This is a genomic window from Streptomyces sp. NBC_01571, assembly GCF_026339875.1.
GTDB lineage: Bacteria > Actinomycetota > Actinomycetes > Streptomycetales > Streptomycetaceae > Streptomyces.
Map to the genome: position 1 here is coordinate 8,684,098 of NZ_JAPEPZ010000001.1, position 14,944 is coordinate 8,699,041.

Sequence of the window (14,944 nt, forward strand, 5' to 3'; positions counted from 1 at the left end):
GACCGCCTGCCCCGAGGCCGCGCAGGTCGCGGAAAGGGTTTCATCTCTGGATGAACCTGTGCGAGCCGTCAAGAATGAGGAAGTAGGGGGCTGATGAGAAGCGGTATAGCTGGGGTGACATGCGCTGAGGCCGGTATGACGGTCCGCAGCCTGGCTGCTTCTGGTCACACGAGAAGAGCTTCTCCTACTTTACGGGTCACTGTGTGACCTCTCGCTGAAGACTCGGTTTACCCTCTGGCGAGAGGAAGCATCGTGGTGTCCAATTCGGTTCACACGATCACGAAAAATGCCCAAACCTGCTTGAAGCAGTCACAGGCCACACCTCAGCTGCGGGCTCACGACGCGTGGGCTCTGCCAGTCGAGAGCCTCGGAGAGGTTCTGGGTGTGTCCTTCTCCGAGCGGGAACTGATCGAAGATCACCAGGCATGGCTCATCGTCCTTCGCGGCCTGATCGTCGTCATCACGGTCCCCGGACTGTCCGACAAGGCGAAGGAACGTCTTGTCCGAAGGCTGTTCTCCGAATACATCCAGCACGGCTGGTCCGCCATCACGATGGACTCGAATGGCGGGATCACCTACGTCGAGACCGGTCTGGAGGGGATCGCTCCGGAGGACTGTTCGGTAGTCGATCCACCTGTGCACCCGAAACGAAGCCAGAACGTGCGCGAGCTCTACCAAGGGACCGCCTACGAGGCGCTGCACGGCTGGCGCGGCGACGATGAGGTGATCGCGGCGCTGCGCACACTCATCACCGATGCGCTCAACGGCACGGCCGAGGATGTGCCGGAGGAGGCCTACCCATTGCCCGAGAGCGTGGGGGCGGCAGTCTCCATCGGTTACGACGAACAGGGCGCGCCGCACCCTCTCGTCTGGGTCCGCACGGACATCTCCAGCGGACTGCGAGCTGACCGGAAAACTCCACGGTCAGGTGGGTACGGCGAGATAGCCCCTCGGCGGTGGCTGTCGGGGGCTCTTGCGGGGTGTTCGGGGGTGTCGGGAGGAGTTCAGGCGGCTGCCGGGGCGAGGGTGACGTCGTGGCCGAGGGCCTTGAGCTGGCGGACCAGGTCGCGGGCCTTGCGTGCGGGGTCGAGGTTGCGGGCATGGAAGTCCGCGCCCAGTTCGCGGTAGCGGGCGGTCGGGTTGGCCATCAGGTGCCAGACGGACACCAGGATCGAGCGGGCGACCGCGACCAGGGCTTTCATGTGGCCGCGGCGTTTGACGATGCGCCGGTAGCGGGCGCCGAGGAAGGTGTCGGTGCGCGCGGCGGAGATCGCCGCCTAGCCCAGGGCTCCCCGGAGCCAGGGATTGCCCTTGCCCGTCGGCCCGGAGGTGTTCTTCCCGCCGGACTGGATGGTGCGTGGGGAGAGTTTCGCCCAGGAGACAAGGTGGCCGGCGGTGGGGAAGACGGTCATGTCCAGGCCGGTCTCGGCGAGGATCACCTGAGCGGTGCTGGGGCCGACGCCGGGGATCTCGTCGAGTCGTTCCACGTCGGTGATCGGCATCAGCGTGCCCTGACCCGGGCCTTCGTCGTCCTCGGTGGTGGACAGTTCGGCCAGGCGGATGGTGATCCGGGCGGTGAGCTTGTCGATCTGCACGGTGAGGTAATCGACGGTGTCCAGCAGCATCCGGCACATGAACGCGTGGTGCTCCTCGAAACGCCCGGTCAGGGCTTCGGCGAGGGTGGTGTGACTGGCCTTGATCGTGCCGTGGGCCAGGTCCGCGAGGGCCTTGGGGCTGCGCTCGCCCGCGATCAGGGCCTCCAGCATCGCGCGCCCCGAGACCCCGAAGATGTCGGCGATCACGGTGGACAGCTTGATCTGGGCGTCTTCGAGGAGCTTCTCGGTTCGCTGCTTGTGGCGGGTGCGCTCGTGGGTCATCACCGCACGCGCCCGGGTGAGGTCGCGCAGTTCACGGACCGGCTTCGGGGGCACGAACGAGGCCCGGAGCATGCCGCGCTCGGCCAGCTTCGCCAGCCAGACCGCGTCCAGGCGGTCGGTCTTCGGCCGGCCTGGGACGTTCTTGACGTCGCGGGCGTTGACCAGCCAGCACTCCAGGCCACGCGACTCCAACAGGAAGAAGTACGGCTTCCAGTAGGTCGATGTGGCTTCCATGACCACGCGGGTGACGCCCTGGCAGATGAGGTGGTCGGCCAGGTCCAGGATCGCGCCGCTGGTCGCGATGGTGTTGAAGACGCGCTGGGTCCGAAAGCCCGGCCTGTCCTCGTGCGGCAGGCGCACGCACACCATCCCGGACGCCTTGGCGATGTCGATCGCCGCGACCCGCTCCACAAGCTCGACCGCCTGCTCGATCTCCTCGATGTCTTCGGCCTCAGCCATGAACCCCTCCCCCTTCACACCGTGCCAGTACAGGACGGTGCCTGCCCGTGGGACCGCTGGGGGAGCGAGAATCTGACCGGCATGCTCGGAGGCAACAGTGCGTGGCCCCTCTGCGGTCCCGGCGCCAGACTGACCTACGGGCTCACAGTCCCAACGAAGCATCGGGGTCGGCGGGCAGGCACCGCGATCATGTTTTCACGCCAGCAAGGCGTACCCGAAAGGGATCAGGGGGACTGACCTGTGGGGCTACTGCGCCGCCCTGTGTGTCAGCCTCGACCGCCTGGACGTCGAACCCGACGAGAACGGGATCTACTACGTGGGAATGGAGCGTTCGCCGGTGACCGGTCCAGGTGTGGCACTGCTCGCGGCGGTCACGCTGCAACGGATGGGCCGGCGCCCCGAGGACTGTGCTTTCCCGCTCCTCGCGCCCCCCGCGGCGGAGGAGGCAGCAACGCTCTTGGCGGCGTGACGAGGACGCGCAATCAACGTCGAGAGTGGTTCAGGCTGATCAGCCCCGTCGCGCTCTACCGCCTTCTGTACTCGGTGACATCGCCGGGTGCAGAAGGCGTTGAGCGAAGGTGTATGACGTCACCGCGTCGGCTGGGTGGGTGTGGAGCCCGGAGCCGGAGAGTTACCAGGGTGTGGGGCGACGCCCGGGCCGAGACAGTGATCTTGCCGCCGTGTCACGCCCGACCGCAGCGGGCAGCCCTTCTGCCGCGTTCGTGATGGCCGTGCGGGAGTCCTGGTCGAGGGTGGTGGGCTGTTTGCTCTCCCTGTCGTGATCAGGGTGCGATGGGATGGTTTCTTGCTCCCGCAGATGACAGAGGCAGGGAATCGAAATTGTGTTCGTAAAGGGTGCGGTGGCGAAGGGGTGGGATCTATCTGAGATCCGGATGTGTCTGCCCTCCGGTCTGGCGTTTTGCTGCCCAGAGGTCGCCTTGCCCCATCCGCTCGTTGACTCTGCCGAGCTCGGTTGTCAGTGGTGGCCTCTACGGTTTCTTGTATCGGCGCGGAATGACGATGCATGGCTGCGCGGGCATGGGTGCCGGCCGAGTAGGGCGTGCGTTTCCGCCGTTGGCGGGAAATGCGGTCGTACCCGCCGGGGCAGTGAGAGGGCAGGATGTATGGAGTTGGACTACGACCGTCTGGTCGCCCTACGCAAGCAGAGCGCTGCTTGGCGGCTGCTGAAGGCCGACAACGCCGCGCTGATGTTGAGCTTCTTCAACAAGGTGTTCGTCGAGCAGGGAGCGCGCTCGATTGCGGGTGCGGAGCTTGTTGAACGGCTGGACGACGAGCTGTTCGCACTCAACGGTCGGCTGGGGCAGGGCACGTTTCCCAAGTCCGCGAAGGCGTATCTTGACGACTGGTCGGGGCAGGGAAACGGCTGGCTGCGCAAGTACTACCCGCCGGATTTGGACGAGCCGCACTATGACGCTACGGCTGCGGTTGAGAAGGCAATCGCGTGGGTCCGGTCGCTGGAGGAGCGTTCGTTCGTCGGTACGGAGTCGCGTCTGAACACGATCTTCGATCTGCTGCGGCAGATGACGTTCGGCACCGAAACCGACCCCGAAGCGCGGCTGGCGGAGCTCATGCGGCGACGGCATGAAATCGATCAGGAAATCGAGCGTGTTGCAGCCGGCGAGGTGGACGTCCTGGACAGCGCGGCGCTGCGGGACCGTTACCAGCAGGTGACGACGACGGCGCATGGGCTGCTGGCCGACTTCCGCGAGGTCGAGGCGAACTTCCGGGACCTCGACCGAGACCTGCGGAGCAAGATCGCCGCGTGGGACGGGGCCAAGGGCGAACTCCTGGATGAGGTGCTGGGTAGCCGCGAGAGCATCGCGGAGTCGGACCAGGGGCGGACCTTCCAGGCGTTCTACGACTTCCTCCTCGCTCCGAGCCGTCAGGACGAACTCAAGACGCTTCTGGCCGCGGTTGAGGCCATGGAGGCGATCGGCGAGCCCGATCCGCGGATGCGTCGCATGGCCCGGGACTGGCTGGAGGCCGCCGAACGCACCCAGAACACGGTGCGGCAACTGTCGGATCAGCTGCGCCGGTTCCTGGACGACCAGGTGCGCTCGGAAGACCGCCGCGTCCTGCACCTGGTGCGCGGGATCGAGACGCAGGCTCTAGCCCTGCGCGACGTGCCGGGTGTGAATCTCGTCGCCGAGATCGATGCGGCAGCCCCGGCCATCGCCCTGCCGATGGAACGGCCCTTGTACACGCCGCTGGTCAAGGCGCCCATCGACAGCACCGGCATCGAGGCGGGGGACGAGGAGTTCACCGCCGACGCCTTGTTCGAGGCCGTGTATGTGGATCCCGCTCGGCTCACGGCCGCGGTGCATCACGCTCTGGGCTCGCGCACACAGGTGTCCTTGGCCGAGACGCTGCGTGAGCATCCCCTGGAGCAGGGGCTTGCCGAACTGGTCGCCTACTTCGCGCTACCGGAAGACGGATTCACCACCGTGTTCGACGACCACCGCCAAGAAGAGATCACATGGACCGGTGAGGGCGACGTTCAGCAAGTCGCCACCGTGCCCGTGGTCACTTTTGCTCGCACCAGCCCCGGCATCGCCTGGGTCTCCAGCCCGAAGGAGGGGCGATGACCACACCTGCCACCCCCACCCCGCAGCAGCCGTATTCCCTCTCGCTGCCGGTCAACCAGCTACTCAAGGGCCCGGTCTTCCGCGACCAGCATGAGCGGGCCTGGGATGCCCTGCTGCATCACAGTGCCGGCGTGAAGGACTACATCGACGTCATGGGGCTGCGGGTGGTGATCGACGAGATGGAGGGCTACGCCTTCCTCCAGTCCAAACCCGAGGACGAAGACGATGCCCGCGATCCCCGCATGGCGCCGCCGCGGCTGATGCCCCGCCGCTCGCTGTCCTACCCCGTCAGTCTGCTGGTCGTGCTGCTGCGCAAGCGGCTCGCCGAATTCGACACCGGCGCCGACGGCACCCGCCTGATGATCACCCGGGACGAGATGGTCGAGATGATCCGTATGTTCCTCCCGGCCGGCAGCAACGAGGCACGCTTGGTCGACCAGATCGACGGCCACATCAACAAGGTGGTGGACCTGCAATTCCTGCGCCGAGCCCGCGGGCAGGAGCAGCTGTTCGAGGTGCAGCGGATCATCAAAGCCTTCGTCGACGGGCAGTGGCTCGCCGACTTCGACACGAACCTGGCCCAGTACGCGGCCACCCACACCTCTCAGGAGACGCAGCAGTGATCCCCGCCCAGCCTGGCCCCGCCAGCACAAGCGCCTCCACCGATCTGGTTGCGGCAGGCTTCCGACTGGAGCGTCTGGAGGTCTACAACTGGGGCACATTCGACAAGCACGTGTGGTCGTTCGGCCTCGGCGGCGCCAACGCCCTGCTGACCGGTGACATCGGTTCCGGCAAGTCCACCCTGGTGGATGCGATTACCACGCTGTTCATGCCCGCCCGCAAGATTGCCTACAACAAGGCGGCCGGCGCGGAGAGCGGCGAGCGCAGCCTGCGCTCCTACGTGCTGGGCCACTACAAGTCCGAACGCAACGAGACCACCGGGACGACCAAACCGGTGGCGCTGCGCAAGCCGGGCAGCTACTCCGTCATCCTGGGCGTGTTCACGAACCCGGCACTGTCCGCGACCGTCACGCTGGGCCAGGTGTTCTGGCTGGCGGACGCGAATGCCACCAGCCCCGAGCGGCTGTTTCTCGTCGCCGACCGGGCGCTCTCTGTCGCCGGAGACTTCGCTGACTTCGGCACCGAGGTGCGGGCGCTGAAAAAGCGTCTCGAAGCGGGCGATGTCCGCGTCCACAAGACGTTCCCGCCCTACAGCAAGGACTTCCGGCGCCGGATGGGCATCGAGTCCGAGCAGGCGCTGGAGCTCTTCCATCAGACGGTGTCGATGAAGTCGGTGGGCAGCCTGGACGACTTCGTGCGCAGTCACATGCTCGAACCATTCGATGCAGCGGCGATGACCGACAACATCATCAGCCACTTCGACGCGCTGACCACCACCTACAACTCCGTTCAGCGGGCCCGAGCCCAGATCGAGGCCCTCACTCCGCTGCTTGAGGACTGCGACGCGTACGAGGGCCTGGCCGCACGCATCGAGGAGACCGACGCCCAGCAGGCAGCCTTGCGGTACTTCATCGCCGAGCGCACGTCGGTGCTGCACGAAGCCCAGCGCGCCGAGGCGGAGCGGCTGCTCGCCCGTCTGGAGGGCGAGAAGAAGGCTGCGAAGGAGGAATTGGAGCGGCTGCGGGGCCAGGAGCGCCGGTGGGAACTGCAGCGTGAGGGCTTGGGCGGCGGGCGCGTGGGCGAACTGGAGCGTCAGATCAAGGAGACGGAGCAGCAGCGCGCCGCTCAGGAGAAGCGCGCCCGCCAGCACGCCGCCCTGCTGGAGGATGCAGGGCTGGCCCCGGTCACCGATCAGGCGCAGTTCACCGACCGCCTTGAGGAGATCGCCCGGGCCCAGCATGACGTCGCCGCGACGACACAGGAGACGCGCACGGCCCTGGAGACGCTCGCAGTTGAGGCCGCACAGTTGAAGCAGCAGGCCGAAGACCTGAACGCAGACCTGCTCAGTCTGCGCTCGCGCCGCAGCAACATCCCCCGCAAGCAGCTGGAGGTACGCGCGCGCCTGAGCCGCGAACTCGGCATCGAGGACAGTGCTCTGCCCTTTGCCGGCGAACTCATTCAGGTACGAGAGGAGGAACAGGCCTGGGCCGGAGCCGCCGAGCGGCTGCTGCGCGGCTTCGCCGTGTCCCTCCTGGTCCCCGGCGATCAGTACGCTCGCGTCTCCGACTGGATCAATGACCACAACCTGGGGACGAAGCTGGTCTACTTCCGCGTCCCGGACAAGCTCCCGCCGCGACGCCTGCCCACCGATGCGTCCACGGCGCTGTTCACCAAGCTCGAAGTGCGCGAGGACTCGCCGTTCGCCCCGTGGCTGGCCGGCGAGCTCGAACGCCGCGCCTCCCACGCCTGCGTGCCGACGATGGAGGACTTCCGGCACGCCGAACTAGCCATCACCGCACAGGGGTTGATCAAGGGGGTGCGGGGCCGCCACGAGAAGAACGACACCACCCGCATCGACGACCGCAGCACGTATGTGCTCGGCTGGACGAACCAGGCCAAGATTGATGCTCTCCTGGATCAGGCGGGACGGGTCCATGGCGCCCAGCGCGAGATGGAGAAGAAGAAGCTCGGGCTGGGAGCCGCCTACGAGGACGCCATCAGCCGTGACAAGGTCCTCGACCGGCTGACGGCGATGGTGGACTACAGCGAGATCGACTGGGCGTCCGCGGTACGGCGCATCACCGAGCTGACCGCGGAGAAGCAGCGCCTGCGAGCCGCCTCCGGCGATCTGGACGAACTCACCCGCCGCCTCGCCGAGATCGCCGACGAAATCACCGAACAGGGAGCCGTCTACGAGAAGGCCAGCCAGAGCTGGGGACGGGTCGACGGCGAGCGCGACGCCGCTGAACGCGCCTGCGACGAGGCCCTCGCGGTACTCGACGAACCGGCCGCCGACGCTGCACAGGCGCACTTTCCGGCCCTCGAACAGCGCTTGACCACCGCCCGCATGGCGTGCCGGACCGCGCAGGAGTGCGTGCAGACCGAAACCCGGCTGCGCGAGGAGATGACGGCGCACAAGCACCGCTGGGCCAAGGAGCAGACCCGCCTCGCCCAGACGATCGCCGCCCAGATGAGCTCCTTCCGCACCACCTATCAGGTCGAGACCAGCGAACTCGACGCCTCCGTCGCCTCCGCCCCCGGGTTCCGTGCGCTGCACCAGCAGCTCGTGGCCGATGACCTGCCGCGCTTCCAGGACCAGTTCCGCACCTACCTGAAGACCAACGTGATCCGCGAAATCGCCGGCTTTCACGCGCAGTTGAACATCTGGGCCGACGAGATCGGCGACCGCATCAACACCATCAACGAGTCGCTGGCCGGCATCGACTACAACCCCGGCCGCTACATCATGCTCAAGCCCGAGCAGACGCCCAACACCGAGATCCGCGAGTTCACCGCAGAACTGCGCGCCTGCACCAACGACGTCCTGTCCGGCAACGACTCCGACCTGTACTCCGAGGAAAAGTTCCACCAGGTCCAGCACCTAATCGAACGCTTCAAGGGCCGCGAAGGCCACGCGGACAGCGACCGCGGCTGGACCAAGCGCGTCACCGACGTGCGGTACTGGTTCGTCTTCAGCGCCAGCGAACGACGCCGAGAGGACGACTCGGAGTACGAGGTGTACTCCGACTCTGGCGGCAAGTCCGGCGGGCAGAAGGAGAAGCTCGCGTACACCATCCTGGCCGCTTCCCTCGCCTACCAGTTCAAACTCGACACCACCCCCAGCAGGAGCCGTACCTTCCGCTTCGTGGTCATCGACGAGGCCTTCGGACGCGGCTCGGAGGAATCCGCCCGCTTCGCCCTGGACCTCTTCAGGCGCCTGGGCCTGCAGCTCCTCATCGTCACCCCGCTGCAGAAGATCCATGTCATCGAGCCCTACGTGTCCGCCGTCGGCTTCGTCGACAACCCCAGCGGACACCACTCCCGCCTACGCACCCTGACCATCGCCCAGTACCGCCAAGAACGCCTCGCCCACACCCTGGCCGGCCTGCAGCCCGCCGCAGGACAGGGAGGTTGAGATGACGACGCATCAAGACTGCAACTGGACTACGCCGCAGGCCGTCCTCGAACGCCTCCGCAAACGTTGGAACACGGGGACCTACCTCACTCAACTCGCCGACGGGGCACCCTGGGAATCCGTCGAGATCCCACTACGCGGCCCCAAGGCCGGCGACATCACCCGCCACTACGACCAAGTCCTCGCCTGGACCGAATCGTGGGCGCCCAGCGCACACCGGCACCTGCGCATCGAATACCGCCGACTCGGCGGACGACTCGCCGGCGTGAACAACATCCCCGACCGCGTCTGGATCGACGACCGCGACGACCTCTGGCGCCTACTCGGCGTCACCCCCACGGTCGCCCGCTACCAAACCCTGTTGGCCTCTGCCCGGGAATCACTGCCCGCGCTCGTCGACTGGATGATCGCCCACCCCATGCAGGTCCTCCAACGGGAAGCCGACTGGCACCGCCTACAGGCCACGATCCGCTGGATCACCAACTACCGCGGCCCAGGCGTCTACCTGCGCCAGCTCGACGTACCCGGCGTGGACACCAAGTTCATCGAACGCCACCGCGCCATCCTGACCACCCTGCTCGAACAATGCCTTCCCGACGACCGCATCGACACCGGGGCCGAACGTGCTGACTTCGCCGCCCGCTTCCGCTTCCTGCGCAAGCCCGCCTACCTGCGGTTCCGAATCCTCGGCGGCCACTCGCTGGGCGGCTTCAAGGAACTCACGGTCCGCGCCAATGAGTTCACCGCGCCCCCGCCTGACATCACGACCGTGTACGTCGTCGAGAACGAAACCACCTACCTCGCCTTCCCGGACCAGCCCCACAGCATCGTGATCCACGGCAGCGGCTACGCCGTGACCCAACTGTCCGCCCTGAACTGGCTACACGACATGCGCCTTGTGTACTGGGGCGACCTGGACACCCACGGATTCACCATCCTCGACCGGCTGCGCCGGACCTTCCCGCACACCCAGTCCATCCTGATGAACCGGGACATTCTCCTGGAACACCGCAGCCAATGGGTAAAGGAAGACACCCCCACCCACCAGCCGCTCAGCACGCTCACCCCGGACGAAGCCGATGTGTACGACAGCTTCGTGGACGGCGAGTTCGGCCCCAACGTGAGACTCGAACAAGAACGCGTCCGGTTCCACCTGCTCGAAGACACCCTCAATGAGCCCCACTAGGCACCGTGCCTGCGGCAGGCCCCGGGTTTCAGCGTGAGTGAGCGCCGCGCGCCGAGCAGATCAGCGGGCGCCGTGCCATGACGTGCACCTGCCTAAACGTGGGCTTGGGCGGAGTGGCACAGCGTGGGTGGGTAGCGTAGGTCCGTGGATGGGGGCAGAACAGGATCGGGGGATGGGTGTGAGTACGGCCCAGGTGCCGCAGCGGCAGCTCGCCGAGGTGGAAGGGGTGCTGGAGCGCATCACCTACGCCAACGAAGAGACCGGCTACACGGTGGCCCGGGTCGACACCGGGCGCGGCGCGAATGATCTGCTGACGGTGGTCGGGGCGCTGCTGGGGGCGCAGCCGGGTGAGTCGTTGCGGTTGTATGGGCGGTGGGGGTCGCATCCGCAGTATGGCAAGCAGTTCACGGTGGAGAACTATATGACCGTGCTGCCGGCGACCATTCAGGGAATCCGGCGGTATCTGGGGTCGGGGCTGATCAAGGGCATCGGGCCTCGCTTTGCCGACCGGATCACCGAGCATTTCGGCATCGACAGTCTTGATGTCATCGAACAGGAGCCGGAGCGGCTGGTCGAGGTGCCGGGGCTCGGCCCGAAACGGACCGCTTTGATCACGGCGGCCTGGGAGGAGCAGAAGTCCATCAAGGAGGTGATGGTCTTCCTGCAGGGCGTGGGTGTCTCGACCTCCCTTGCGGTGCGGATCTTCAAGAAGTACGGCGACAGTTCGATCGGGGTGGTCAAGAACGAGCCCTACCGGCTCGCCTCCGATGTCTGGGGCATCGGCTTCCTGACCGCCGACAAGATCGCCCAGGCCGTCGGGATCCCTCACGACAGTCCCGAGCGGGTCAAGGCAGGCTTGCAGTACGCGCTCTCACAGAGCAGCGACCAGGGCAACTGCTTCCTCCCCGAGGAACGTCTGATCGCCGATGGCGTGAAACTCCTTCAGGTCGAAGCAGGCCTGGTCATCGACTGTCTCACCGAACTTGTGACCGAAGACGGCGTGGTCCGCGAAAGCGTCCCCGGCCCGGACGGACAGCCGGTGACGGCCGTCTACCTGGTGCCGTTCCACCGTGCCGAGACCTCCCTGGCTAACCAGCTCCTGAGACTCCTGCGCACCGGCACCGACAAAATGCCCGCCTTTTCACCCCGCAGCGACACACCCGTCGACTGGACGAAGGCACTGGGCTGGCTGGCACGCCGGACGGGCGCGGAACTGGCACCGGAGCAGCAGGAAGCAGTGAAACTGGCGCTGACCGAGAAAGTCGCGGTTCTGACAGGCGGTCCGGGCTGCGGCAAGTCCTTCACGGTGAAGTCCATCGTGACCCTCGCCCTGGCGAAGAAAGCGAAAGTGGTCCTCGCCGCACCCACGGGCCGGGCAGCGAAACGGCTGTCGGAACTCACCGGCGCCGACGCCTCGACCGTCCACCGCCTGCTGGAACTGCGGCCCGGCGGCGACGCCGCCTACGACCGCGACCGGCCCCTGGAAGCAGACCTCGTCGTCGTCGACGAAGCATCCATGCTCGACCTGATCCTGGCGAACAAACTCGCCAAAGCAGTCGCGCCCGGCGCACATCTCCTCTTCGTCGGAGACGTCGACCAACTGCCCTCCGTCGGCGCAGGGGAGGTCTTGCGCGACATGCTCGCCCCCCACAGCCCCATCCCCTCCGTACGGCTGACCAAAATCTTCCGACAGGCCCAGCAGTCCGGAGTCGTGACCAACGCCCACCGCATCAACCAGGGCCGCCCTCCGCTGACAGACAACCTCCCCGACTTCTTCCTCTTCCCCGAAGACGACACCGACACCACAGCTGGCCTCACCGTCGACGTCACAGCCAGGCGCATCCCGCGGAAATTCGGCCTCGACCCCCGCCGCGACATCCAGGTCCTGGCCCCCATGCACCGCGGTCCCGCCGGGGCCGGCAACCTCAACATCCTCCTGCAAGCCGCCATTACCCCCGCCCGCGAAGGACTACCCGAACGCCGCTTCGGAGGCCGAACCTTCCGAGTCGGCGACAAAGTCACCCAGATCCGCAACAACTATGAAAAAGGTCAGAACGGCGTCTTCAACGGCACCGTCGGCGTAGTCACCACCCTCAGCACCGAAGAACAGAAACTCACCGTCCTCACCGACGAGGACGAAGAAATCGACTACGACTTCGATGAACTGGACGAACTCGCCCACGCCTACGCCGTCACCATCCACCGATCCCAGGGAAGCGAATACCCCGCCGTCGTCATCCCCCTCACCACCTCAGCCTGGACCATGCTCCAGCGCAACCTCCTCTACACCGCCGTGACCAGAGCAAAGAAACTCGTGGTACTCGTCGGCTCCCGCAAAGCCCTCGGTCAAGCAGTCCGCACCATCAGCGCCGGCCGACGACACACCGCACTCGACCACCGACTCACCCCTGCGTAACCGGGATTATCCTGGCGCGGACCCTGAGGAGGCCCAGCATGGCCCACATGTCTCCAACTGGAAAGGCGGCACACTGCGGTGCACATCGCCGAAGAGGCTATGGCCACCGGACTGCCCGAAGTGTGACTGACCGGAAAGCCGCAAGCGTGCCCGCTAAAGCCTCCACTCGACCGAACACCCAGTATCCGCATAACCGCTGGTAATCTCCCTGCTGGCAGCGTGGCCCTTCTATCATCTGCGCGAGTGCCAGCAGCGAAATACCTACCGAGCAGACTCCGCACTTCAACGTGCAGCATCAACGATGCGGTACTGGTCCACAGGAGTGGATACAGGTTAGTGCGATGGGAGCGGCGGTGTCCGGTATGCACTACACCGGCATGGCAGCCGTCAGCGTGCAACTCGACACCCATGGCGGTCACACAGCGGCATGGCAGACGCCGACGTCGTTGCTGCTGCCGATGCTGATCGGCCCGCTCGCTTTCCTGGTCGTGGCCGCGGCGATCATCATGTTCGACCCGGTCCTCATCCTCGGCGCCGGTGAATGGACCTACGACACCACCACGTCCACCGGCCGTCCGCAGCAGACCAATCCAGCCCATGCACATGCTGTTGACCAGCAGGCTTTCGAACCGCGCTCCCAGAACCCGTCCGGCCACCACCCCAACTGGCCCTGACCACAGAGCCACCGCGCCCAGCGGGCGAGGTGGCTCACGCCGGCAGCCTCTCCTGCCGGCGAGGGGCGGGTATAGCTGTGGGGGCTGGCCCGCTATGGGTACCAGCCCCCACGGTCCGGTGTGCCTTCCGGACGGTGTCTGCCCACAGGCATGGGGAGGCAGGCAGACACACTCGGCGCGGTCGCCCCCCGGTTACCTTGCCGAGCTCCTCCCGCCACCAGGCAGGGTGGCGGGAGCTTCGATCTCTGCTACGTCCATCTGCCGTTTCGAGTTCACTGCACTTCTCTGCGCCGTGTGGGCGCTTGCCCGGCCCCGACTCTTCCGCGGCTCACTTCCTTGCCCGCGGCCGGTGTTGTCGGTGGGGTGTGGAACGCTTTGGGGTATGCGTAATGAGGTGCCGTTGACAGTGATGGGGAGCCTTGTGGACGATCCAGAGTTGCGGTTCACCGCTGCGGGGCTGCAGTGGCGCGGTTCACGGTGGCATCGACACCACGGACGTACGACCGGGAGACGAACGCATGGTGTGATGGCGAGACTTCATGATTGCAGCGCGTGGCGTCAGCTCGCGGAGAACCTGGCCGGGTCGGTGTTCGAGGGAGCCCCGGGTGGTGGTGACGGGCCGGCTGCACACGGACCGGTGGGATACATCCGAGTGGGAAAAAGCTCTCGCATGGTGCTTGATGACGATGGTGGGGGTGCTTTCATGACCTTTGCGACGGTGAAAGTCACGCGTACCGCCCGTCCTGCGCCGGCGCGAGAGAACGCGCCGGACGATCCCTGGGCCACCGCCAGTCCCGTCCAGCCGAATCCCCCTGCGGAGAGTGTAAACACTCCGACCACGCAGGCCACGCTCTGATGCCGCAGCCGTCCGCGAATACGCCGCGGGGTGACAAGCTGGAGGCAGCGGCTGCGGCTGTGACGGCAGCGCAGGAGGTCCTGCAGGCAGCGCGCCGGGACCTCAGGGCCGCCATCGTCGCGTCCCGGCAAGCAGGGGAGACGGTCCAGCAGATCGCAGGACGTACCGGACTGGACCCGGTAGTGGTCCGCAACATCCTGGCCGTACCCCCACCAGCCGCCTCCTGACTCCCCAGCGGTCGTCCTCTCGGGTGAACGCCGGTCCTCACTGGCGCACTTGCCCGCTGTCGCCGTCACGCCCCCGGGCGCCTAGTTGACGCCTGCCGCGCGCCGGTGTAATCCGTGCGGTCTGAGGCGATATTGCCGTGATCATGTTCCGCTGGTGGCGTGCGCTGCAGGCTGGATGTGGCAGACGCTAGAGCCCACGAAGTAGGCGGGAGCGGCGAGTTGGTGGGATATTATGGTGATCGCTTCACGGCACGGTGGTCCGTTTACGGCGTGACGGCGGTACACGGGTCCGCCCTCTGGTCCCGGGCTGAGTCGAGCCCGGGGCAGGGGCGCAGTGGAGTGCTGGGGAGTGTGGCGGAATTGGCAGACGCGCCGGATTCAAGTCCCGGTGTCCTATGGACGTGAGGGTTCGAGTCCCTCCACTCCTACCTCAACGACAGAGCCCGGGCCCGATTGCACGGCCAGCCAGAACTGGTAATTCTCGCGGCTGGAGAATCCGGGGCCGTAACGCGACGGGTTTCCGGTGACGGGGCCGGGAATTGCTGTGTTGTGCCGGGTGGCTAGCCTGGCGGCATGTCAGAGCGTGTTACCGCGACCCGCGCGGACG

9 protein-coding genes, 1 tRNA gene and 1 pseudogene are annotated in these 14,944 nt (G+C 66.4%); 9 read left to right on the top strand and 2 right to left on the bottom strand.

The annotated features are described in order from the left end of the window. Positions 1–1,004: 1,004 nt before the first annotated feature. Both OHB41_RS38875 and OHB41_RS38880 read right to left on the bottom strand, forming a co-directional pair. Positions 1,005–1,202, bottom strand: coding sequence for a hypothetical protein (locus tag OHB41_RS38875; RefSeq protein ID WP_266704118.1), 198 nt, complete (start codon positions 1,200–1,202; stop codon positions 1,005–1,007). A 75-nt stretch (positions 1,203–1,277) separates the two neighbouring features. Beyond that, positions 1,278–2,336 (bottom strand): IS110 family RNA-guided transposase, encoded by a 1,059-nt coding sequence (locus OHB41_RS38880; RefSeq protein WP_266704120.1) that lies wholly within the window; start codon positions 2,334–2,336, stop codon positions 1,278–1,280. Positions 2,337–3,460: 1,124 nt separating this feature from the next. Here OHB41_RS38880 and OHB41_RS38885 point away from each other — a divergent pair. The 9 genes and pseudogenes from OHB41_RS38885 (at position 3,461) to OHB41_RS38925 (ending at position 14,765) form a co-directional block, all read left to right on the top strand. Then, entirely contained in the window at positions 3,461–4,942 is a 1,482-nt protein-coding gene (locus OHB41_RS38885) for a DUF3375 domain-containing protein (protein WP_266704122.1), read from the top strand. Beyond that, a complete protein-coding gene (locus tag OHB41_RS38890) occupies positions 4,939–5,565 on the top strand; it encodes a DUF4194 domain-containing protein (protein WP_266704124.1) in 627 nt (208 codons plus the stop codon). The genes OHB41_RS38885 and OHB41_RS38890 overlap by 4 nt, the downstream gene beginning before the upstream one ends. Next, positions 5,562–8,978 (top strand): ATP-binding protein, encoded by a 3,417-nt coding sequence (locus OHB41_RS38895; RefSeq protein ID WP_266704126.1) that lies wholly within the window; start codon positions 5,562–5,564, stop codon positions 8,976–8,978. The genes OHB41_RS38890 and OHB41_RS38895 overlap by 4 nt, the downstream gene beginning before the upstream one ends. A 1-nt stretch (position 8,979) precedes the next feature. Then, entirely contained in the window at positions 8,980–10,164 is a 1,185-nt protein-coding gene (locus OHB41_RS38900; RefSeq protein WP_266704128.1) for a Wadjet anti-phage system protein JetD domain-containing protein, read from the top strand. A 172-nt stretch (positions 10,165–10,336) separates the two neighbouring features. After that, positions 10,337–12,580: an SF1B family DNA helicase RecD2 gene (recD2, locus tag OHB41_RS38905; RefSeq protein WP_266704130.1), complete on the top strand. Its 2,244-nt coding sequence runs from the start codon at positions 10,337–10,339 to the stop codon at positions 12,578–12,580. A 341-nt stretch (positions 12,581–12,921) separates the two neighbouring features. Further along, the gene (locus OHB41_RS38910; protein WP_526025012.1) at positions 12,922–13,254 is read left to right on the top strand and encodes an MHYT domain-containing protein; all 333 of its coding nucleotides are present in this window, start codon (positions 12,922–12,924) and stop codon (positions 13,252–13,254) included. Between the two features lie 382 nt (positions 13,255–13,636). After that, positions 13,637–13,884 (top strand): annotated as a pseudogene (locus tag OHB41_RS38915) (single-stranded DNA-binding protein); the annotation flags it as partial. Between the two features lie 285 nt (positions 13,885–14,169). Further along, positions 14,170–14,337, top strand: a complete 168-nt coding sequence (locus OHB41_RS38920) for a hypothetical protein (RefSeq protein WP_266704134.1) — start codon at positions 14,170–14,172, stop codon at positions 14,335–14,337. A gap of 345 nt (positions 14,338–14,682) precedes the next feature. After that, positions 14,683–14,765, top strand: a tRNA-Leu gene (locus OHB41_RS38925). The last annotated feature ends 179 nt before the right edge of the window (positions 14,766–14,944 follow it).

What these genes read in the sequence shown, in the direction of transcription:
- OHB41_RS38880 (WP_266704120.1), bottom strand. Translation starts at nt 2,336, where the DNA reads ATGGCTGAGGCCGAAGACATCGAGGAGATCGAGCAGGCGGTCGAGCTT.
- OHB41_RS38885 (WP_266704122.1), top strand. Translation starts at nt 3,461, where the DNA reads ATGGAGTTGGACTACGACCGTCTGGTCGCCCTACGCAAGCAGAGCGCT.
- OHB41_RS38900 (WP_266704128.1), top strand. Translation starts at nt 8,980, where the DNA reads ATGACGACGCATCAAGACTGCAACTGGACTACGCCGCAGGCCGTCCTC.
- OHB41_RS38910 (WP_526025012.1), top strand. Translation starts at nt 12,922, where the DNA reads ATGGGAGCGGCGGTGTCCGGTATGCACTACACCGGCATGGCAGCCGTC.
- recD2 (WP_266704130.1), top strand. Translation starts at nt 10,337, where the DNA reads ATGGGTGTGAGTACGGCCCAGGTGCCGCAGCGGCAGCTCGCCGAGGTG.
- OHB41_RS38875 (WP_266704118.1), bottom strand. Translation starts at nt 1,202, where the DNA reads ATGAAAGCCCTGGTCGCGGTCGCCCGCTCGATCCTGGTGTCCGTCTGG.
- OHB41_RS38890 (WP_266704124.1), top strand. Translation starts at nt 4,939, where the DNA reads ATGACCACACCTGCCACCCCCACCCCGCAGCAGCCGTATTCCCTCTCG.